The organism is Enterobacter sp. JBIWA008, assembly GCF_019968765.1.
Lineage (GTDB): Bacteria > Pseudomonadota > Gammaproteobacteria > Enterobacterales > Enterobacteriaceae > Enterobacter.
The window spans coordinates 1,619,661-1,640,911 of sequence record NZ_CP074149.1 but is presented as its reverse complement, the minus strand read 5'-3'; the positions used below and the strand labels follow the sequence as shown (position 1 = coordinate 1,640,911).

The window sequence follows — 21,251 nt, the reverse complement described above, 5'->3', positions numbered from 1 at the left end:
AATATCACGGGTAATCACCTGCTATATGGTCAAAAAAGGAACCAAAAAGGATGCTTTTTACCCTTAAGAAATACATTGGAGGGATGATGCTTCCCCTTCCGCTGCTGCTGCTCATCATCGCGCTGGGGCTGGCGCTGGTGTGGTTCAGTCGCTTTCAGAAGAGTGGCAAAACGCTTATCACGCTCGGCTGGTTTGTCTTGCTGCTATTGAGCCTGCAGCCGGTCGCGGATGGTCTGTTACGTCCCATCGAAAACAAGTACCCGACGTGGCAGGGAAATCAGAAAGTGGCGTACATCGTGGTGCTGGGGGGTGGATATACCTGGGATCCTGACTGGGCCCCAAGTTCAAACCTGATCAACAACAGTCTGCCACGGCTAAACGAAGGCATTCGCCTCTGGCTGGCGAATCCGGGATCAAAAATGATCTTCACCGGCGCGGCGGCCAAAACGAACCCGGTAAGTACGGCTGAAGCGGGCGCCCGAGTCGCGGAATCACTCGGCGTACCGCGTTCCTCGATTATCACCCTGGACAGCCCAAAAGATACCGAAGAAGAGGCTGCCGCAGTGAAGCAGGCAATTGGCGATGTCCCGTTCTTGCTGGTGACCTCCGCCTCACACCTGCCGCGCGCGATGATTTTCTTTGAGAAGCAAGGCCTGCACCCGCTTCCCGCACCGGCAAACCAGATGGCTATCGACGCGCCGCTCAACCCGTGGGAACGGGCGATCCCCTCCCCGGCGTGGCTGATGCATAGCGATCGCGTCGGCTACGAGACGCTTGGACGCCTCTGGCAGTGGCTGAAAGGATCGTCAGGCGAGCCAGGGCAAGAGTGATTTTGTTGCCAGATCGAAGTTTGCGCGATTAAAGCGTCCGGTATTGACCAGCTGCGCAACTTCGTCCCAAAGCAGGTAGAGCCAGCGCCGCCAGAGAAACGCTTCCGCAACGGGGGCGCGTTGAAGGTAATGCCACAGTAACCCTTCCGCCGCCCCGCTGTCGCTAAGCCTGAAGAGCTCATATTCGCGCGGAGCCCAGAGCATGATCCCCGGCCCGAGCATCGCCAGAAGCTGATCGCTACGGGAGTCCTTGAGCATGCTGCGCAGGGTGAAATTACCGTGGATCAGCACGCAGTTGTCATTAAAACCTTCGAACAGCGCCGGTAAGCACTCTCGGGTGCGAAACAGAATACGTTTGTCCTGCATGGTTAAACCGGTATTGTTGAACTGGTTAAGCGTCCCCCACAGGACCTCAACCCGCTGGCGATACCACAGCGGCCACAGGTTTTCCTGAGTGCTGTCGACCGGACCGACAAGCCCGCGGCTATCCTGACGGTGCCAGGCCAACAACGCCTCGACAATCTGGTCTTTTAACTGCTCCCAGCGTTCCGGCGTGCGCGCGGGGGCTTCAACGGGCACGCCGCGCAAGCGCTCAATTAGCAGTACGTCCGGACCGGGGTGTTCCTCGTGGGTCATTACACCATACACCGTCGGCATACGGACGGTCCCCTCCCGCGCCAGCATCGACATTTTCCATGCAAGCTGCCTGGCTACGCCCGGTGAGGTGAAACTTCTGGCCATCAGCGGCATTGGATTACCCTGACCGTCATACAACGACCAAAGCGCGGTATCGGCCTTTTCACTCACGCATTCGACCCGGCTTAATTTCTCACCCAGCAGATGGCTAAGTTCGGCACGCAGCTGTTCCATATGAGATTATCCCCATTAAGAATACTGCTTTTATAATGAGCGTCCTGAAGGAAGTTGTCACCCGGAAGAGATCAATCAGGAAAGAGAAAGTGAAAAATAAACCGGAGAGTGCATCCCTCCCAACGGAGAGATGCCAGTAAGATTAACGCAATTCGGCGCGAACGCGCTCAAGATCTTCAGGGGTGTCTACGCCCGTGCCAGGGACTTCCTCAGCAACGGCAACGTGAATTTTTTCACCATACCAGAGCACGCGAAGCTGCTCCAGCATTTCAATATGCTCCAGCGGGCTCGGCGCCCAGGCCACATAGCGGCGAATAAAGCCGGCGCGATAGCCGTAGATCCCAATATGACGCAGGAAGGTATCACCGATAGTCTCTTTGGAGAGCGCAAAGCGATCGCGATCCCACGGGATCGTGGCGCGAGAGAAATAGAGCGCATAACCTTCGGCATCCATCACCACCTTAACCGCATTCGGATTGAATACCTCTTCAGCATGGTGAACAGGCACCGCGAGCGTCGCCATACCGACCTGACGCTGAGCCAGGTTTTCTGCCACCTGACGGATAATCACCGCCGGGATCATCGGCTCGTCGCCCTGAACGTTAACGATGACCGTATCATCACTGAAACCACATTTTTCAACCACTTCCGCCAGACGCTCGGTGCCGGACTGGTGATCGGCGCGAGTCATGCATACCTCACCGCCTGCCGCCTCAACCGCACGGGCAACGTCAGAATGATCGGTAGCAACAATCACGCGATCGGCACCGGATTCCCGTGCACGCTCAAGAACATGCACAATCATCGGCTTGCCGTTGATATCCACCAGCGGTTTACCCGGCAGACGCGTTGAGGCATAACGCGCAGGAATAATGACAACAAAACTCATGGTTTGCTCTCTTCTGCCACCAGGGAACGAGCTTCATTTTCCAGCAGTACCGGAATGCCGTCACGCAACGGGAAAGCCAGGCTGTCCAGCTTGCAAATCAGCTCCTGTTTATCCTGGCTGTAGTAGAGTTTGCCGTTGCATACCGGGCAGGCAATAATTTCAAGTAAACGGTGATCCATAGTTCCTCCGTATGGGTAATCGCTAAAGCTTAACACATTCCCTTTTCAGGGAGTGCCTGTTTCCCAGCCACTTCGACAGGTTGTAAACAGTCCGTCGGGTACCCGGCCCAGCGTCACGTCGCGGGCACCCTGCCAGCGCGCAAATTCGCTAATGGCTATAGTTAACCCTTTTTCCAGACTCGCCGTCACCCTGATACCCTCTTCCAGATAAAGCGCAATGATTTCAAGCGTGCCGGTCTTGCGGTGCATTTTGGCATCCATACGCCCGACCAGTTGCCCCTTATGCAGCAGCGGGAGAACAAAGTAACCATACTGGCGCTTTGGGGCCGGGGTATAACATTCCAGCCGGTAGCTAAAATCGAACAACTGCTCAGCGCGTTTTCTGTCCCAGACGACCGGGTCGAAAGGCGACAATACGGCACTGTGGGTTGCCTGAAGTTTTCCCTCGAGGGCCAAAGGCAGTAGCGGGAGGAGATCCGCATGCAGCCACATTTCGCCCAGCGTTTCCACCGTGACGGGGATGACGCGCTGTTCGCGTTGCCAGATGTCCAGCAGCGGCTTCAGCGCGGGCTGGCGAAGGCGATAATAATCAGCCAGCCATTGCGTGCGGAAAATCCCCAGGCTGCGGGCGCTGTTCTCCAGCATGATGGCCTCGGCCGCCTCCTGGGTAAGCAGGTCACGCTCGTCGTCCCAGTGCGGCATCACCCGATGCGTCAGGTCGTAGACGCGCTGAAAATTACGCCGCTCAATAACCATGACTTTGCCAGAGGTGAACAGCCCTTCGAGATGACGCTTATGCGGCTTCCACTCCCACCAGCCTCTGGTGCCTTTGCGAGGGTGTTCAAAATCGACGGAGCGCACGGGACCGTTTTCCTGAATATGCGCGATGAGCTGCTCAATTTCAGCCGTATGTTCCAGCATCCACGCCTGACGGTATTTCCAGCCCATCTTTTCAGGGGAAAGCATGCGGTGACGAACCAGGGCAAAATCACTGCGGGGCAGGAAGCAGGCTTCGTGCGCCCAGTACTCCATCAACTCTCCCTTGCTGAGCGCCTCATCCAGCCACTGAGAAGGATAATTTCCCAGGCGGCTAAACAGCACCAGGTAAGGGCTACGGGCCACAATGTTGATGGTATCGATTTGAAGCAGCGACATGCGCTGGACGGTAGAGAGAATATCGGCAGGTTGCGCGCGGCGGCGCGGCTTTTTAAGCAGCCCCTGCGCGGCAAGGTGTAAATGACGTGCAGCTGAAAGAGAGAGTTGCGGTAAAGACATGCGTTTTCCTGTCAGTCAAAGCACCACCAGAATCGCGTAAGCCTTTACTGCACCAACGCAATCAGTTCCTTGAGCAAGTGTTCCGGCTGCTCGCCGCTGAGTTCAGCGGCAACCGGCAAATACCACCAGTTATCTTTCGCAAAGGCACGACATTTCACCGCATCTTTTTCGGTCATGATCAGGGTCTGACCGGGCACGGTGAGCGCATCGACCTGCCCTTCCATCAGCGCCTGGTGGTCGGCCAGCGGAACGCGTTTCTCAAGCCGTGCGCCACACTGTTCCAGCGTCGCGAAGAAGCGCGGCGGATGACCAATCCCCGCCATCGCCACCGGTGAAGGCAGCTCAGCAACCGACCGGCGTTCCCCCGTTACCAGGTTGATCGCCAGGCCCGGCTGAAGGTGCATCGGGATTTCACCCGCTTTTGCCTCACCACCGTTCACAATCACCGCATCAACGGACTTAAGACGCGAAGCGCGTTCGCGCATGGGTCCGGCCGGCAGCCACCAGCCGTTACCGAAACGGCGAACGCCATCGATGACCACAATCTCTTTATCACGCGCCAGGGCGTAATGCTGCAGGCCATCGTCAGTGATAATGATTTGTACCGCGTGTTCGGCAAGGAGTGCCTGAACGGCGTCGCTGCGCACCGGGGAGACCGCAACCGGCGCGCCGGTACGCTGGAAAATCAATACCGGTTCATCACCCGCTTCGGCGGTCGTGGTTTCCGCCGCCAGCAGCAGCGGATAACGCGCCGCTTTACCACCATATCCGCGCGATACCACACCTGGGCGGATGCCGCGTTTTTGCAATTGCTCCACCAGCCAGATCACCACCGGCGTTTTACCGTTGCCACCCGCCGTAAGATTACCGACAACCACAACCGGAACCGGCGCGCGCCAGGCACGCTTCAGCCCCAGACGGTAAAGCAGACGGATAGTGCCACTCACCAGGCCGTATAGCCAGGAGAGTGGCAAAAGCAGCAGCCACAACGGGGATTCACCGGACCAGATGCGTGCAATCATTGTTGACCGAACTGCATCTTATGCAACTGGGCGTAAACGCCGCGGTGTTCCAGTAGATCGGCATGGCTTCCGCGTTCCACAATGACGCCATCCTCGACCACGACGATTTCATCAGCCTGTTCAATAGTCGACAGACGGTGCGCAATCACCAGTGAGGTACGGTTCTTTTGCAGTTCATCCAGCGCGGACTGGATAGCGCGTTCAGATTCGGTATCCAGCGCGGACGTCGCTTCGTCCAGGATCAGAATTGGGCTATCGCGCAGCAGCGCACGCGCAATCGCAATACGCTGGCGCTGGCCACCGGAGAGCAGCACCCCGTTCTCGCCGATTATCGTATCCAGACCGTTATCCATCTTGCTGATAAAGTCCATTGCGTAGGCCATACGCGCGGCGTTCTCAATCTGTTCGCGGCTGTATTCATCCGTGCGCGCATACGCAATGTTGTTAGCCACAGTATCGTTGAACAGGTGCACGTTCTGGGAAACCAGCGCCACCTGGTTACGCAGCGACTGCAGGGTATATTCCCGCAGGTCGTGACCGTCTAACAAGATCTCACCTTCGTTAATATCGTAGAAACGGGTCATCAGGCTGGCAATAGTCGATTTACCCGAACCAGAACGACCTACCAGTGCAACGGTTTTACCCGCAGGAATCGACAGGTTGATATTACGCAGCGCCGGCGTTTCACGTCCAGGATAGGCGAAAGTGACATTACGGAATTCGACATCGCCACGGGCGCGCTCAATCTCGCGGGTACCTTCATCTTTTTCCTGTTCGGAATCCAGAATGCTAAACAGCGTCTGACAGGCGGCCATCCCGCGCTGGAACTGGGCGTTCACGTTCGTCAGGGATTTCAGCGGACGCATCAGGGCGATCATAGAGGAGAAGACCACGGTAATGGTACCCGCCGTCAGCGTCTCCATGACGCTCGGGAAGCTTGCCGCATACAGGACGAATGCCAGCGCCAGAGAGGCAATCAGCTGAATAATCGGGTCAGAAATGGACGAGGCTGATACCATTTTCATCCCCTGCAGACGCATTTTGTTGCTGACTTTATCAAAGCGTTTGGTTTCGACGTCCTGACCGCCGAAGATCAATACTTCCTTATGCCCTTTCAGCATCTGTTCCGCGCTGGTCGTCACCTGCCCCATCGTGTTCTGCATATTCTTACTGATATTGCGGAAGCGCTTTGAGACGACGCGGATGGCAATAGAAACTACCGGTGCCAAAACTATAAGGATGAGCGACAGCTGCCAGCTGTAATAGAACATCATCGCGAACAGGCCGATGATTGACGCGCCCTCACGCACAACGGTGATCAATGCGCTTGAGGACGAGGAGGCAACCTGCTCGGAGTCGTAGGTAATACGGGACAGCAGCGTCCCGGTAGACTGCTTGTCAAAGAAAGAGACCGGCATGCCCATCATGTGACCGAACAGACGACGGCGCATGGTCATCACCACTTTCCCTGATACCCATGAAATACAGTAGCTGGAGATATAGCTGGTGATGCCGCGTAAGATCATCAGTCCGATAACCACCAGAGGCATCCATAGCAACACTGAGCGATCCGTTTTACCAAAACCGTCGTCCAGTAACGGTTTGAGAAGCGATAGCATAAAAGTATCGCTGGCTGCGTTGAGGATTAACGCTACTCCCGCCACGATCAGGCCTGTTTTAAAGGGCGCAATCATCGGCCAGAGTCGGCGGAAGGTTTGCCACGTGGAGAGATCTTTGTCGTTATGCATTCAAAAAACCAGCATTCGTTGAAATAGCCGCATATTCTACCCGTTATCGACGGGCGCGCCAAACCACTGATGATACCAAACGGGTAAAAATTGCTCTCGCAAGCGCCGGATTTGCCAGTGATGTTGCGAGAATGTCACCGATATTTGTCCAGAATGGGGAGTATCGTGCCAGATATACCCCTCTTTTCGATAACGTCGGACAACTTTTGCCGACGGGAATCGCCATGCGTTATAGCGGGCCGCTGAATCCAGGGCGATCTGACCTTCCACCCGCTGTACCAGCGGTAATGAAGAAGAAGTATTACTTCCATGATGGGGCACCTGTATGAGCGTGGACGTCAGATAACGCCAGTAATGGCTAAGCATAGCCTGTTCCGCTTGCGCTTCAATGTCCCCTGTTAGCAGAACGCTCTGCTCACCGTCGTCAACCTTTACCACGCAGGAACGGTTGTTCCCCTGAGCCGGATAATTTTCAGGGGGCCAGTGGACGGTGAAGGAGAGTCCCTGCCATCGCCATCTCTGCCCGCGAAAACAGGGACGATGTCCCGCCTGGCGCAAGGGGCTTCTTATCCACACGTCAGGCCACGCTTTTTGCAACGACTCGAGGCCTCCCGCATGGTCGAGGTGTTCATGACTGAGAATAACGCCTTCAGGCCTCAGGTGATGCCAGCGAAGCCACGGGATAATTAACCGCTGCGCGCTATCCCCGCCCGGCCAGGCGAGCCCGGTATCATAAAGAATGGCTTTCCCCTGCCTTTCAATGACCATCGCCAGCCCCTGCCCTACATCCAGCATATGCAGCGTCCAGCTCTCGCTTTTTGCTGTTCGCCAGAGAGGAAACGTGAGTAAGACACTTCCTGCCAGGCAAACGGCAGGAAGGGTTTCCCAGGCAAGAAATCGCCAGCCAATGATGATAAGCCAGGGCAGTAACGTCATGTACTGCCAGCGTTGATCAACACTCTGCCAACCGTCAGGCAGGCGCATGAGGAGCCAGAACAAACCCGCGAGTGACTTATCGGCTGCGAACCAGACGACGCTTTCCAGTGCCGCCAATGGTAACAGGTGAAGCAGCATGCCCAGCAGGATCAGCGGTACGGAGATAAACGTCACCAGGGGAACGGCAAAAAGATTCGCAACCAGGGAGGAGATGCTGAAGCCATGGAATATCAGAACCTGTAACGGCATGAGCAGCATCAGCATGCCAACCTGCAGAGAGATCAGATTGATTAGCGGCCGAATACGTCGAGCCCGCGGCCAGTCAGGAAGAGGCAGCCACTGAAACCAGAAAATCAGCGCGGCGACGGCAAATGCGGACAGGGCCAGACTCTGCGAAAGTACGGCTAAGGGATCGCTTATCAGGATCGCCGCGATACAGCACCCCCATACCTGCCAGGGAGACCATTGGCGGGCAGCGATCCGCAACATTGCAAGCACAGCAAGCGCGATGACCGTCCGTAGCGCAGGAGGTTGCAGACCGGTAAGCCAGGCGTAGAAAGCGGCAAAGCATAACCCGGCCAGGAGCGGCATGTGCCAGTGGACCCGGTGGCTGGGTAATAAAAACTGGAGTCCACGTGCGAGCAACCAGATGAGGGATGCCGCCAGCGCGATATGCAGACCCGAAATCGCCATCAAATGCAGCGTCCCGGTTTCACGCATCAGGTCTTTTATTTCCCGGGGCACATCCAGACGTTCTCCCATCCCCAGCCCGAGGATAACCGCCCCCCAGCGGTAAGCAGAAAGTCGGTTTTGCAGTGACATGAGATATTGCGCTCGCAGGCTGCAGCGCCCATCGACGAGTTCAGCACGGGTGAAACGCCCGCTCAGCGTTTGATGTCGGGCAAAGGCGCTGCGCTGAGAATCATAACCACCGTCGTTCAATTCGCCATGGGCAGGCCTGAGTCTGAGCGTCATGGTCCAGCGCTGACCGGCACACGCTTTCTGTGGCAGATAGTTGCCATACAGCGTTACGCCGGTCAAAGCCCACCAGCGCTGGCCATCGATGCGAAGAATGTTTCCCTGATGCTGAGTTGCGCCATCTGTGGCGGTAATCGCTACCTCAGCCTGTACAGCCCCCGTGGTTAAATGCTGCATAGGCCAGACGCTCTCCTTCGCAGCCAGAATACCCCAGACGCAAAATAACAGCGTGATACCCGCATATTTAAGTCGTACGTTTCGCCGTGCGGCCAGCGCGACCCCACCAACAATCATTATCCATACGGTATGACGTGATGGCAGTTCAGGTAACCAGAGTAACGGGGCTATCGCCAGAATGGCGCAGATACTAAGCGCGGGAATTCCCATTGCTACCTCCCTGTTTCAGAGGGGCAGTATGTAAGCAAGCAGAGCGAATTGTCAGATGAGAAGAATGCGTTTTACGGCGCACGCTGTGTTGTTTTTAACGGTTTGCAGAAAACGAAACGGAAAATGCGGGGCATCTTCAGAATGAAAGCAACAAACACAAAAAAAGCACCCGCAGGTGCTTTCTTTCGAACCCAGTTTAACCGGCTGGCTAAACTCAGTTGCCGTAAATATTGGCGCGATCGCGCAGTTCTTTACCCGGCTTAAAGTGTGGAACGTACTTACCTTCCAGCTCGACTTTATCGCCAGTTTTCGGGTTACGCCCGGTACGTGGAGCACGATAGTGCAGAGAAAAACTACCGAAACCGCGGATTTCAATGCGCTCGCCCTGGGCAAGAGTGGAGGCCATATGCTCCAGCATCTCTTTTACGGCATCTTCCACTGCCTTGGCAGGGATATGCGGTTGCTGACTGGCAAGTCTTTCAATCAATTCTGACTTGGTCATGATTCCTCCGGTTCCTTTCAAACCAATTAGCTGAACAGCTCATTAAACAAGGGCGGCCGTAGCCGCCCTTTGTTATTGATTACAGGACGAATCCTGCAATCTGTCAAGTTTGCTCCTCATCCTTCACGCTGTAAATGCGTTACAGTGCAAATGATGCTGAGAACCTGATATTACTCGCCTTTAGCTGCTTTGAAAGCTTCAGCCATTGCGTTGTTAGAGAAGTTTGCATCTTCCTGTTTGTTAACAGTTGCGATTGCATCTTTCTCATCAGCTTCGTCTTTAGCACGAACAGACAGGCTGATTGCACGGTTCTTACGGTCAACACCGGTGAACTTAGCTTCAACGTCGTCGCCTACGTTCAGAACCAGAGTGGCATCTTCAACGCGGTCACGTGAAGCTTCAGAAGCGCGCAGGTAACCTTCAACGCCGTCAGCCAGTTCTACGGTTGCGCCTTTAGCATCAACTGCAGTCACTTTACCGTTTACGATTGCGCCTTTCTTGTTCAGTGCAACCCAGTTGTTGAACGGATCTTCTGCGAGCTGTTTAACGCCCAGGGAGATACGCTCACGCTCTGCGTCAACCTGCAGAACAACTGCAGCGATTTCGTCGCCTTTTTTGTATTCACGAACTGCTTCTTCGCCTGCAACGTTCCAGGAGATGTCAGACAGGTGAACCAGGCCATCGATGCCGCCGTCCAGGCCGATGAAGATACCGAAGTCAGTGATAGACTTGATTTTACCTTCAACACGGTCACCCTTGTTGTGGGTTTCCGCGAACTGCTGCCATGGGTTGTTTTTGCACTGTTTCAGGCCCAGGGAGATACGACGACGTTCTTCGTCGATATCCAGAACCATCACTTCCACTACATCACCAACGTTAACAACTTTGGATGGGTGGATGTTTTTGTTGGTCCAGTCCATTTCGGAAACGTGCACCAGACCTTCAACGCCTTCTTCAATTTCAACGAAGCAGCCGTAGTCAGTCAGGTTGGTTACGCGACCAGTCAGTTTAGTACCTTCTGGGTAACGCTTAGCGATAGCTACCCATGGATCTTCGCCCAGCTGTTTCAGGCCGAGGGATACACGAGTACGTTCGCGGTCGAACTTCAGCACTTTAACAGTGATTTCGTCGCCCACGTTCACGATTTCGCTTGGGTGCTTAACGCGTTTCCACGCCATGTCGGTGATGTGCAGCAGGCCATCAACGCCACCCAGGTCAACGAATGCGCCGTAGTCAGTGAGGTTCTTAACGATACCTTTGACTTCCATGCCTTCCTGCAGGTTTTCCAGCAGCTGATCGCGTTCTGCGCTGTTTTCAGATTCGATAACGGCACGACGGGAAACAACAACGTTGTTACGCTTCTGGTCCAGCTTGATTACTTTGAACTCAAGCTCTTTGCCTTCCAGGTGCAGAGTGTCACGAACTGGACGAACGTCTACCAGAGAACCTGGCAGGAACGCACGAATACCATTCAGCTCAACAGTGAAGCCACCTTTAACTTTGCCGTTGATAACACCGACCACAGTTTCAGCTTCTTCGTAAGCTTTTTCCAGCGTGATCCATGCTTCGTGACGTTTCGCTTTCTCACGAGAAAGCAGGGTTTCACCGAAGCCGTCTTCTACTGCGTCCAGAGCAACGTCAACTTCATCACCTACCTGGATTTCCAGCTCGCCCTGGGCGTTTTTGAACTGCTCTGCCGGAATGGCGGACTCAGATTTCAGACCGGCGTCAACCAGTACTACGTCTTTGTCGATAGCAACAACAACACCGCGAACGATGGAACCCGGGCGGGTTTCGATTGTTTTTAAGGATTCTTCAAACAGTTGAGCAAAAGATTCAGTCATGTTTAATCTTCAGGTTAATATAACGTCCACCTGGCTCCGTGCCGGATGGGGTTGTTTCACATACCCGCCGTCAATCCATTGCAGCGGGGGTACTACTAAATTGGTCGCGATTACGCGAGTGCCAGTTTTTGGCGCGCATATTGTAGCGCTTTTTCAATCACTTGCTCAATAGTTAAACTGGTTGAATCCAGAACTAATGCATCTTCTGCAGGAACAAGTGGGGCGACGGCGCGGTTACGATCGCGGTCATCGCGCTCTTTTATCTCGGATAAAAGGCGATCAAAGTTAACACTAAACCCCTTTTCCTGCAACTGAAGCATGCGGCGTTGAGCACGTTCTTCCGAAGAGGCGTCGAGGAAAATTTTCACTGGCGCATCAGGGAATACCACGGTTCCCATATCGCGTCCGTCAGCGATCAGACCCGGCGCTTCACGGAACGCGCGCTGACGACGCAGCAGCGCCTCACGAACGCGCGGGAAGGCCGCAACCTGGGAGGCCGCATTCGCCACTTCCTGAGTACGGATTTCGCCGCTCACGTCTTCCCCTTCAAGGATGACTTCCAGGTTGCCATCGGTCGACACGAAACGCACATCCAGATGCGCAGCCAGCGGAACCAGCGCCTCTTCAGACGCGACATCCACATGATGATGCAGCGCGGCCAGCGCCAGCACGCGATAGATTGCTCCCGAATCTAAAAGATGCCATTGCAATGCTTCCGCCATCGCTTTGCACAGAGTACCTTTCCCTGCGCCACTCGGCCCATCAATGGTGATTACCGGGGCAACTGCCGTCATCTTATTCTCCTTAAATAAGGCATACCGTTTACATGAACGCCGCGCATTATACGCGCCAACGTGCGCAACTGTTACCTTTGCGTGCAAATTACGGAATGATTGAAGCAGAGTGTAGAAGAAATGAGCGAAGGTATTCGTAATGAAGCGTAAGCAAATGCCGCATCGGGTGATGCGGCAAGGCGTTATCAGGCCAGCGTACTAATGCGTGCCAGCTGTTCGAAGTAGTCCGGGAAGGTTTTCGCCGTACATTTCGGGTCAAGAATGGTGACAGGCGTGTCTGACAGCGCCACCAGCGAGAAGCACATCGCCATACGGTGATCGTTGTAGGTTCCGATTTCCGCAAACTGCAGTTTTGCCGGAGGGGTCACGCGAATGTAGTCTTCGCCCTCTTCAACCTCGGCGCCGACTTTTCGCAGCTCTGTCGCCATTGCGAACAGGCGGTCCGTCTCTTTTACGCGCCAGTTGTAGATGTTACGCAGCGTGGTCGTGCCTTTGGCAAACAGCGCCGCCGTGGCAATGGTCATCGCCGCATCCGGGATATGGTTCATGTCCATATCGATGGCGTTCAGTTCGCCGTGGGTACAGGAGATAAAGTCATCGCCCCAGGTGACAATGGCGCCCATTTTTTCCAGCACGTCCGCAAAACGAATGTCGCCCTGCACGCTGTTACGGCCAATACCGGTCACTTTTACCGTGCCGCCTTTAATCGCACCCGCGGCCAGGAAGTAAGACGCAGATGACGCATCCCCTTCGACCAGGTAGTTGCCCGGAGACTGATACTGCTGCGCCCCTCGCACCACGAAGCGCTGATAAGACTGGTTTTCCACCTCAACACCGAAGGTTTTCATCAGGTGCAGCGTGATATCAATGTACGGTTTAGAGACCAGCTCACCCTTAATCGTGATAGTCGTATCCTGAAGTGCCAGTGGCGAGGTCATCAGCAGTGCCGTCAGGAACTGGCTGGAAACGCTGCCATCAACCTCGACGTGACCACCGGTAAAACCACCGAGCAGACGCAGTGGTGGATAGTTTTCCTGCTCCAGATACTCAATCTGCGCGCCGCCCTGACGCAGGGCATCCACCAGATGACCAATTGGACGCTCTTTCATGCGCGGCTCGCCGGTCAGCACAATGTTGTTACTCCCCAGGCACAGGGCCGCCGCAAGCGGGCGCATCGCGGTACCCGCGTTGCCCAGAAACAGCTCAAGCGCTTCGCCCGAGCGCAGCGCGCCGCCGTTGCCGGTCACTTCGCAGCGGGTACGATCGTCGGAGAGAGTGTAATGAACGCCCAACGCTTTCAGCGCATTGAGCATATGGCGCACGTCATCGCTGTCCAGCAGGTTTGTAAGGACGGTGTTGCCGTTTGCCAGAGCTGCCAGCAGCAGAGCGCGGTTCGAGACACTTTTTGAACCAGGCAGATTAATGGTGCCATCTACCCGCGCGATAGGTTGTAACGTCAGGGATTCCATGAAAACTAAACTCTCAACTCAACATAATAAAAACCCCGCAGCAGGGCTACGGGGGTGAAAAACAGCAAACTAACCGCGACGACGTTCAAAGTCGATCATGAAATCCGTCAGGGCTTTAACGCCTTCCAGCGGCATCGCGTTATAGATGGAGGCACGCATGCCGCCAACGACACGGTGGCCTTTGAGCGAATGCAGACCTGCCGCGAAGGACTCTTCCAGGAACACTTTGTCCAGGTTGCCGTCTGCCAGCTGGAACGGCACGTTCATGCGAGAACGGTTAGCGTTCGCCACATCGTTGCGGTAGAAATCGCTCTTGTCGATCACGCCATACAGCAGTTCGGCTTTCTGCTGACTCAGCTTGTCCATCTGCGCCACGCCGCCGTTTTGCTTCAGCCATTTGAAGACCAGACCTGAGAGATACCAGGCAAAGGTTGGTGGGGTGTTGAACATCGAATCGTTATCGTTCAGCACGGTATAATCGAGAATTGACGGGCAGGATTTATGCGCTTTACCCAGCAGGTCTTCACGCACGACGACGATAGTCAAACCGGCCGGACCGATATTTTTCTGCGCGCCCGCATAGATAACGCCGTAGCGGCTGACATCAATCGGCGCAGACAGAATGGTGGAGGAGAAGTCGGCGGCAACCACAACATCGCTGTCGAAGTTTGGCGTCTCGTGAATAGCAATCCCGTCAATGGTTTCATTCGGGCAGTAGTGCAGATACGCTGCGTTATCAGAAAGCTGCCACTCGCTCATTGGCTTCACGGCGCGCAGACCGTCAACGGTCACTTTGGCGTCGATAACATTCGGCGTGCAGTATTTATGCGCTTCTTTAACGGCGCTTGCCGCCCAGTAACCCGCGTCAACGTAATCAGCCGACGATTTATCACCGAGGATATTCAGCGGAATACCCGCAAACTGGCCGCGTCCACCGCCGTGACAGAACAATACTTTGTAGTTCGAGGGAATATTCAGCAGATCGCGAAAATCCTTTTCTGCCTCTTCCGCCACCTGAATAAACTCTTTGCCACGGTGGCTGATTTCCATCACCGACGTACCGAGACCGTTCCAGTCGCAAAGTTCCTGTTGAGCCTGTTTAAGCACGTCTGCCGGTAACATTGCCGGACCTGAACTGAAATTAAAGACTTGAGCCATTTCCCCTCACCACGCTAAAAGCCATAAGTTATAACTGTGGATATCGGTTTTATCATTCAGTGACACGCGCCGCAATGTCTAAAACTTATGACCCATGAAATGTGCCCCACGTCACACAAAACAATCTGCCGCCTCGCTAAGACAAAACCGACAAAATGGCTGTCAGGTGATACGCCTGGCCCGGCTAACCTTCGCCCATTCCGGATTTGCACAGCGGGGGCATAATTGTCGATCCCCCGGCTGCATCGCGACAACATGGCTACATCTTACGCAAGCATACTCGCCTGATTCGGGTACCGTTCTGAAGCGCTCAATCAGCATATCCGGAAGGATACACAGCCCCGGCTTCACCTCGTCGTCAGAATAGTAATAGACGGTGATCTGCCCGTTGGTTTCCATGATCGCCAGACGCACCTGCCCGAGCTGTTCAACGCTGTTCAGGCGTAGCTCCATAAAAAACTCAAACTCGGTCATATTGGCGCTTTGTACATTTTCCCAGGCCAGCTGTCCGTCCTCGACGATAACGACCGGCTTCCCTTCAAGCAGATCTTCCAGCTTTTCGCTTTTCGACATCAGCCACATGACAAAACGATAAAGTAGCGCCAGTGAGACAAAAACGATAAACACCGGCACCATCGGCACGTCATCATAAAAGGCGACGTCCCCCGCCGCCGAGCCCAGCGTCAGGATGATCAACACCTCAAAGAGCGACATCTGCCGTACACCGCGACGGCCGGTGATTTTAAGAAACAGGAAAACGAGTACGAAGGTATACAGGCTGCGCAGCGCCACTTCGCCCAGAAATTCTGGAGGAACTTTATCAAACGCCATCCGCTGGAGATCAAATGCTTTCATTTTTCTATGCCTTAACAGTCAGTTACTGCCACTAAGCATAGCCCAGCCATTTATTTTCGCCGAAGATAGCACCCGTCACGCAAAACCCGTATCATTGCGCGCTTTACGTACGATAAAAGTGAACGCCATGACTCAAACGTTTATCCCCGGCAAAGACGCCGCTCTGGAAGATTCCATCGCTCGCTTCCAGCAGAAACTGACCGACCTGGGTTTTAACATCGAAGAAGCCTCCTGGCTCAATCCGGTGCCTCATGTCTGGTCCGTACATATTCGCGATAAAGACTGTGCCCTGTGCTTTACCAACGGTAAAGGCGCGACAAAAAAAGCGGCACTGGCCTCTGCGCTGGGTGAGTATTTTGAGCGTCTGTCCACCAACTATTTCTTCGCTGACTTCTGGCTGGGCGAAACCATCGCTAACGGTCCGTTCGTTCACTATCCAAATGAAAAATGGTTCCCGCTGACCGAAGATGACGAACTGCCGGAAGGCATTCTCGACGGGCGTCTGCGTGCCTTCTACGATCCAGACAACGAACTGACCGCCAGCATGCTGATCGATCTGCAGTCCGGTAACGAGGATCGCGGTATCTGCGCTCTGCCGTTTACCCGTCAGTCAGACGAGCAGACCGTTTATATTCCGATGAACATCGTCGGCAACTTGTATGTTTCCAACGGTATGTCCGCCGGTAACACCCGCAATGAAGCGCGCGTGCAGGGTCTGTCTGAAGTCTTTGAACGCCACATTAAAAACCGGATCATCGCCGAATCCATCAGCCTGCCAGAAATTCCGGCCGACGTGTTGGCGCGCTATCCGGGCGTAGTGGAGTCCATCGCCAAGCTGGAAGCTGAAGGCTTTCCAATCTTTGCCTATGACGGCTCGCTGGGCGGCAAGTACCCGGTTATCTGCGTTGTGCTGTTTAACCCGACCAACGGCACCTGCTTCGCCTCCTTCGGCGCGCACCCGGACTTCGGCGTGGCGCTGGAGCGTACCGTCACCGAGCTGCTGCAGGGCCGCAGCCTGAAAGATCTCGACGTGTTTACGCCGCCAACGTTTGACGATGAAGAAGTGGCCGAGCATACCAACCTTGAAACCCACTTCATCGACTCTAGCGGTTTAATTTCCTGGGATATGTTCAAGCAGGACGCCGACTATCCGTTCGTGGACTGGAGCTTTGCCGGTACCACGGAAGAAGAGTTCGCCACGCTGATGGCGATCTTCAACGCGGAAGATCAGGAAGTTTACATTGCCGACTACGAACATCTTGGCGTTTACGCGTGCCGCATCATTGTTCCAGGCATGTCCGACATCTACCCGGCTGAAGACCTGTGGCTGGCGAATAACAGCATGGGCGCGCACCTGCGCGAAACGCTGCTGGCTTTGCCGGGCAGCGAGTGGGAGAAAGAAGATTATCTGAACCTGATCGCCCAACTGGACGAAGAAGGCCACGACGACTTCACCCGCGTACGCGAACTGCTGGGTCTGGCGACCGGTAAAGACAACGGCTGGTATACCCTGCGTATAGGTGAGCTGAAAGCGATGCTGGCACTGGCGGGTGGCGATTTGGATCAGGCCCTGGCCTGGACCGAGTGGACCATGGAATTCAACCAGTCGGTCTTCTCTGCCGAGCGCACCAACTATTACCGCTGCCTGCAGACTCTGTTACTGCTGGCACAGGAAGAAGATCGCGAACCGCTGCAATACCTGAATGCTTTCGTGCGTATGTACGGTGCTGAGGCCGTAGAAGCAGCCAGCGCGGCCCTGAGCGGCGAAGCGCCGTTCTATGGCCTGCAGGCTGTTGATAGCGATCTGAAGGCCTTCCCGGCGCATCAGTCGCTACTGAAGGCCTACGAAAAACTGCAGAAAGCAAAAGCCGCTTACTGGTCAAAATAAGCGCACATAACATTACCAGCAGTAGGCGTATTCAATCGTCTGGGCTATATTACGGGGCAATTTCATTGCCCCGTTTTTTATTTTCTTCGGCAATGACTGTTGATTGTAATAATAAAGTTAAACATGGGTAAATATAATAATATTTACCTGGGCTTTACTGTTACTTTTTATGGTAAATACTCCATACTAATTAACTGTCTCTGAGGTGGCTGAACGAAAAAATTCAACTCTTTTCATAACTTTTAAAATTTATTTTTATACGGATAATCAAATACTTACTCCGCTTTTGTCGTAAAACCATACACACTGCGGGCCTATAAGCCAGGCGAGATATGATCTATATCAATTTCTCTTCTATAATGCTTTGTTAGTATCTCGTCGCCGACTTAATAAAGAGAGAGTTAGTGTGAAAGCTGACAACCCTTTTGATCTTTTACTCCCTGCTGCGATGGCCAAAGTTGCCGAAGAAGCGGGTGTCTATAAAGCAACGAAACACCCGATGAAGACGTTCTATCTGGCGATCACGGCTGGTGTGTTTATCTCTATCGCTTTCGTCTTCTACATCACCGCCACAACCGGTACTGCCGGAATGCCTTTCGGCATGGCCAAACTGATTGGCGGCATTTGCTTCTCACTGGGCCTGATTCTCTGCGTTATCTGCGGCGCCGACCTTTTCACTTCAACGGTGTTGATTGTCGTGGCAAAGGCCAGCGGAAGAATTACCTGGGGTCAGCTGGCACGTAACTGGCTTAACGTCTACGTGGGTAACCTGGTTGGCTGTCTGCTCTTTGTTTTGTTGATGTGGCTTTCTGGCGAGTACATGACCGCCAACGGTGGATGGGGCCTCAACGTCCTGCAAACTGCCGACCACAAAATGCACCACACATTTATCGAAGCCGTTGCTCTCGGCATCCTCGCTAACCTGATGGTCTGCCTGGCTGTATGGATGAGCTACTCTGGTCGTAGCCTGATGGACAAAGCCTTAATTATGGTTCTGCCGGTTGCGATGTTTGTTGCCAGCGGCTTTGAGCACAGTATCGCGAATATGTTCATGATCCCAATGGGCATTGTTATCCGCGACTTTGCGAGCCCGGAGTTCTGGACCGCAGTTGGTTCATCCCCGGAAAGTTTCTCTCACCTGACTATTATGAATTTCATTACTGATAACCTGATCCCTGTCACTATCGGGAACATTATCGGTGGGGGTCTGTTAGTTGGGTTGACATACTGGGTCATTTACCTGCGTGGCGACGATCATCATTGATGGTTTTCTCAGGCAGTAAATAAAAAATCCACTTAAGAAGGTAGGTGTTACATGTCCGAGCTTAATGAAAAGTTAGCCACAGCCTGGGAAGGTTTTGCGAAAGGTGACTGGCAGAATGAAGTAAACGTACGTGACTTCATTCAGAAAAACTATACCCCGTATGAAGGTGACGAATCCTTCCTGGCTGGCGCAACTGACGCGACCACCAAGCTGTGGGACAGCGTAATGGAAGGCGTTAAACTGGAAAACCGCACTCACGCGCCAGTTGATTTTGACACCTCCGTTGCTTCCACCATCACTTCTCACGATGCTGGCTACATCAACAAAGCCCTTGAGAAAATCGTTGGTCTGCAGACTGAAGCACCACTTAAACGCGCAATCATCCCGTTCGGTGGTATCAAAATGGTTGAAGGTTCCTGCAAAGCGTATAACCGCGAGCTGGACCCAATGCTGAAAAAAATCTTCACCGAATACCGCAAAACCCACAACCAGGGTGTATTCGATGTTTATACCAAAGACATTCTGAACTGCCGTAAATCTGGCGTTCTGACTGGTCTGCCAGATGCGTATGGCCGTGGCCGTATCATCGGTGACTACCGTCGCGTTGCGCTGTACGGTATCGACTTCCTGATGAAAGACAAGTACGCGCAGTTTGTTTCCCTGCAGTCTGACCTGGAAAATGGCGTAAACCTCGAAGCGACTATCCGTCTGCGTGAAGAGATCGCTGAACAGCACCGTGCGCTGGGTCAGATCAAAGAGATGGCTGCTAAATACGGCTGCGATATCTCTGGTCCTGCGACCAACGCTCAGGAAGCTATCCAGTGGACCTACTTCGGCTACCTGGCCGCAGTTAAGTCTCAGAACGGTGCAGCGATGTCCTTCGGTCGCGTATCCACCTTCCTGGATGCCTACATCGAACGTGACCTGAAAGCTGGCAAAATCACCGAGCAAGACGCTCAGGAAATGATTGACCACCTGGTCATGAAACTGCGTATGGTTCGCTTCCTGCGTACTCCTGAATATGATGAGCTGTTCTCTGGTGACCCAATCTGGGCAACAGAATCTATCGGCGGTATGGGCGTTGACGGCCGTACTCTGGTTACCAAAAACAGCTTCCGCTTCCTGAACACCCTGTACACCATGGGTCCTTCTCCGGAGCCAAACATCACCGTTCTGTGGTCTGAAAAACTGCCTCTGAACTTCAAGAAATTCGCCGCTAAAGTGTCCATCGATACCTCTTCTCTGCAGTACGAGAACGATGACCTGATGCGTCCGGACTTCAATAACGACGATTACGCTATCGCTTGCTGCGTAAGCCCAATGGTTGTTGGTAAGCAAATGCAGTTCTTCGGTGCGCGTGCAAACCTGGCGAAAACCATGCTGTACGCAATCAACGGCGGCGTTGATGAAAAACTGAAAATGCAGGTTGGTCCTAAGTCTGAGCCGATCAAAGGCGACGTTCTGAACTTCGATGAAGTGATGGAGCGTATGGATCACTTCATGGACTGGCTGGCTAAACAGTACGTCACTGCGCTGAACGTTATCCACTACATGCACGACAAGTACAGCTACGAAGCCTCTCTGATGGCGCTGCACGACCGTGACGTTGTACGCACCATGGCGTGTGGTATCGCAGGTCTGTCCGTTGCAGCTGACTCTCTGTCTGCAATCAAATATGCGAAAGTTAAACCAATTCGTGACGAAGACGGCCTGGCTGTAGACTTCGAAATCGAAGGTGAATATCCGCAGTTTGGTAACAACGACTCTCGCGTTGATGACATGGCGGTTGACCTGGTAGAACGTTTCATGAAGAAAATTCAGAAACTGACTACTTACCGTAACGCTATCCCGACTCAGTCTGTTCTGACCATCACCTCTAACGTTGTGTATGGTAAGAAAACCGGTAACACCCCAGACGGTCGTCGTGCTGGCGCGCCATTCGGCCCAGGTGCTAACCCAATGCACGGTCGTGACCAGAAAGGTGCAGTTGCCTCTCTGACCTCCGTTGCTAAACTGCCGTTTGCTTACGCGAAAGATGGTATCTCTTATACCTTCTCTATCGTGCCAAATGCGCTGGGTAAAGACGACGAAGTGCGTAAAACTAACCTCGCGGGTCTGATGGATGGTTACTTCCATCACGAAGCGTCCATCGAAGGTGGTCAGCACCTGAACGTGAACGTAATGAACCGTGAAATGCTGCTCGACGCGATGGAACACCCTGAGAAATATCCTCAGCTGACCATCCGCGTATCTGGCTACGCAGTACGTTTTAACTCCCTGACTAAAGAACAGCAGCAGGACGTTATCACCCGTACTTTCACTCAGTCCATGTAAGTGGAATTGACTGAAATCACGCGTTAAAA

The 21,251-nt window shown here is 53.9% G+C and carries 17 protein-coding genes; 4 read left to right on the top strand and 13 right to left on the bottom strand.

Annotated features, from left to right (window positions below):
• Positions 1-50: 50 nt before the first annotated feature.
• A complete protein-coding gene (gene elyC, locus KGP24_RS07905) occupies positions 51-830 on the top strand; it encodes an envelope biogenesis factor ElyC (RefSeq protein ID WP_223562933.1) in 780 nt (259 codons plus the stop codon).
• Here the strand turns inward: elyC and KGP24_RS07900 are convergent.
• From KGP24_RS07900 to KGP24_RS07840, 13 genes are all read right to left on the bottom strand, one after another.
• The gene (locus KGP24_RS07900; protein ID WP_223562932.1) at positions 807-1,700 is read right to left on the bottom strand and encodes a YcbJ family phosphotransferase; all 894 of its coding nucleotides are present in this window, start codon (positions 1,698-1,700) and stop codon (positions 807-809) included. The genes elyC and KGP24_RS07900 overlap by 24 nt on opposite strands.
• A gap of 142 nt (positions 1,701-1,842) precedes the next feature.
• Positions 1,843-2,589 carry a 3-deoxy-manno-octulosonate cytidylyltransferase gene (kdsB, locus tag KGP24_RS07895; RefSeq protein ID WP_223562931.1) on the bottom strand — a complete coding sequence of 249 codons (747 nt, stop codon included), beginning with the start codon at positions 2,587-2,589 and terminating at the stop codon, positions 1,843-1,845.
• Positions 2,586-2,768, bottom strand: coding sequence for a protein YcaR (gene ycaR / locus KGP24_RS07890; protein ID WP_006174474.1), 183 nt, complete (start codon positions 2,766-2,768; stop codon positions 2,586-2,588). Before ycaR ends, kdsB begins: the two co-directional genes overlap by 4 nt.
• A gap of 45 nt (positions 2,769-2,813) precedes the next feature.
• Positions 2,814-4,043 (bottom strand): winged helix-turn-helix domain-containing protein, encoded by a 1,230-nt coding sequence (locus tag KGP24_RS07885; RefSeq protein ID WP_223562930.1) that lies wholly within the window; start codon positions 4,041-4,043, stop codon positions 2,814-2,816.
• Between the two features lie 44 nt (positions 4,044-4,087).
• Positions 4,088-5,065 carry a tetraacyldisaccharide 4'-kinase gene (lpxK, locus tag KGP24_RS07880; RefSeq protein ID WP_223562929.1) on the bottom strand — a complete coding sequence of 326 codons (978 nt, stop codon included), beginning with the start codon at positions 5,063-5,065 and terminating at the stop codon, positions 4,088-4,090.
• Positions 5,062-6,813: a lipid A ABC transporter ATP-binding protein/permease MsbA gene (gene msbA, locus KGP24_RS07875; protein WP_223562928.1), complete on the bottom strand. Its 1,752-nt coding sequence runs from the start codon at positions 6,811-6,813 to the stop codon at positions 5,062-5,064. Before msbA ends, lpxK begins: the two co-directional genes overlap by 4 nt.
• Positions 6,814-6,849: 36 nt before the next feature.
• A complete protein-coding gene (locus tag KGP24_RS07870) occupies positions 6,850-9,114 on the bottom strand; it encodes a ComEC family protein (RefSeq protein WP_223562927.1) in 2,265 nt (754 codons plus the stop codon).
• A gap of 214 nt (positions 9,115-9,328) precedes the next feature.
• A complete protein-coding gene (gene ihfB / locus KGP24_RS07865) occupies positions 9,329-9,616 on the bottom strand; it encodes an integration host factor subunit beta (protein WP_008499965.1) in 288 nt (95 codons plus the stop codon).
• A 170-nt stretch (positions 9,617-9,786) separates the two neighbouring features.
• A complete protein-coding gene (rpsA, locus tag KGP24_RS07860; protein ID WP_014169387.1) occupies positions 9,787-11,460 on the bottom strand; it encodes a 30S ribosomal protein S1 in 1,674 nt (557 codons plus the stop codon).
• 110 nt (positions 11,461-11,570) lie between these two features.
• Entirely contained in the window at positions 11,571-12,254 is a 684-nt protein-coding gene (gene cmk / locus KGP24_RS07855) for a (d)CMP kinase (protein ID WP_013097305.1), read from the bottom strand.
• A 185-nt stretch (positions 12,255-12,439) separates the two neighbouring features.
• On the bottom strand, positions 12,440-13,723 hold the full coding sequence (gene aroA / locus KGP24_RS07850) for a 3-phosphoshikimate 1-carboxyvinyltransferase (protein ID WP_223562926.1): 1,284 nt from the start codon (positions 13,721-13,723) through the stop codon (positions 12,440-12,442).
• 69 nt (positions 13,724-13,792) lie between these two features.
• The gene (serC, locus tag KGP24_RS07845; protein WP_223562925.1) at positions 13,793-14,881 is read right to left on the bottom strand and encodes a 3-phosphoserine/phosphohydroxythreonine transaminase; all 1,089 of its coding nucleotides are present in this window, start codon (positions 14,879-14,881) and stop codon (positions 13,793-13,795) included.
• Positions 14,882-15,043: 162 nt separating this feature from the next.
• Positions 15,044-15,736: a DUF421 domain-containing protein gene (locus KGP24_RS07840; RefSeq protein ID WP_223562924.1), complete on the bottom strand. Its 693-nt coding sequence runs from the start codon at positions 15,734-15,736 to the stop codon at positions 15,044-15,046.
• A gap of 127 nt (positions 15,737-15,863) precedes the next feature.
• On the opposite strand from KGP24_RS07840, the gene ycaO reads away from it, so the two are divergent.
• The 3 genes from ycaO (at position 15,864) to pflB (ending at position 21,222) form a co-directional block, all read left to right on the top strand.
• Positions 15,864-17,624 (top strand): 30S ribosomal protein S12 methylthiotransferase accessory factor YcaO, encoded by a 1,761-nt coding sequence (ycaO, locus tag KGP24_RS07835; RefSeq protein WP_223562923.1) that lies wholly within the window; start codon positions 15,864-15,866, stop codon positions 17,622-17,624.
• Between the two features lie 406 nt (positions 17,625-18,030).
• A complete protein-coding gene (gene focA, locus KGP24_RS07830) occupies positions 18,031-18,888 on the top strand; it encodes a formate transporter FocA (protein WP_008499974.1) in 858 nt (285 codons plus the stop codon).
• A gap of 51 nt (positions 18,889-18,939) precedes the next feature.
• Positions 18,940-21,222, top strand: a complete 2,283-nt coding sequence (gene pflB / locus KGP24_RS07825; RefSeq protein WP_223562922.1) for a formate C-acetyltransferase — start codon at positions 18,940-18,942, stop codon at positions 21,220-21,222.
• Positions 21,223-21,251: the final 29 nt, after the last annotated feature.

Bases quoted from the DNA above. Each gene is read 5' to 3' on its own strand.
- elyC (WP_223562933.1), top strand. From the start codon at position 51: ATGCTTTTTACCCTTAAGAAATACATTGGAGGGATGATGCTTCCCCTT.
- KGP24_RS07900 (WP_223562932.1), bottom strand. From the start codon at position 1,700: ATGGAACAGCTGCGTGCCGAACTTAGCCATCTGCTGGGTGAGAAATTA.
- kdsB (WP_223562931.1), bottom strand. From the start codon at position 2,589: ATGAGTTTTGTTGTCATTATTCCTGCGCGTTATGCCTCAACGCGTCTG.
- ycaR (WP_006174474.1), bottom strand. From the start codon at position 2,768: ATGGATCACCGTTTACTTGAAATTATTGCCTGCCCGGTATGCAACGGC.
- KGP24_RS07885 (WP_223562930.1), bottom strand. From the start codon at position 4,043: ATGTCTTTACCGCAACTCTCTCTTTCAGCTGCACGTCATTTACACCTT.
- lpxK (WP_223562929.1), bottom strand. From the start codon at position 5,065: ATGATTGCACGCATCTGGTCCGGTGAATCCCCGTTGTGGCTGCTGCTT.
- msbA (WP_223562928.1), bottom strand. From the start codon at position 6,813: ATGCATAACGACAAAGATCTCTCCACGTGGCAAACCTTCCGCCGACTC.
- KGP24_RS07870 (WP_223562927.1), bottom strand. From the start codon at position 9,114: ATGGGAATTCCCGCGCTTAGTATCTGCGCCATTCTGGCGATAGCCCCG.
- ihfB (WP_008499965.1), bottom strand. From the start codon at position 9,616: ATGACCAAGTCAGAATTGATTGAAAGACTTGCCAGTCAGCAACCGCAT.
- rpsA (WP_014169387.1), bottom strand. From the start codon at position 11,460: ATGACTGAATCTTTTGCTCAACTGTTTGAAGAATCCTTAAAAACAATC.
- cmk (WP_013097305.1), bottom strand. From the start codon at position 12,254: ATGACGGCAGTTGCCCCGGTAATCACCATTGATGGGCCGAGTGGCGCA.
- aroA (WP_223562926.1), bottom strand. From the start codon at position 13,723: ATGGAATCCCTGACGTTACAACCTATCGCGCGGGTAGATGGCACCATT.
- serC (WP_223562925.1), bottom strand. From the start codon at position 14,881: ATGGCTCAAGTCTTTAATTTCAGTTCAGGTCCGGCAATGTTACCGGCA.
- KGP24_RS07840 (WP_223562924.1), bottom strand. From the start codon at position 15,736: ATGAAAGCATTTGATCTCCAGCGGATGGCGTTTGATAAAGTTCCTCCA.
- ycaO (WP_223562923.1), top strand. From the start codon at position 15,864: ATGACTCAAACGTTTATCCCCGGCAAAGACGCCGCTCTGGAAGATTCC.
- pflB (WP_223562922.1), top strand. From the start codon at position 18,940: ATGTCCGAGCTTAATGAAAAGTTAGCCACAGCCTGGGAAGGTTTTGCG.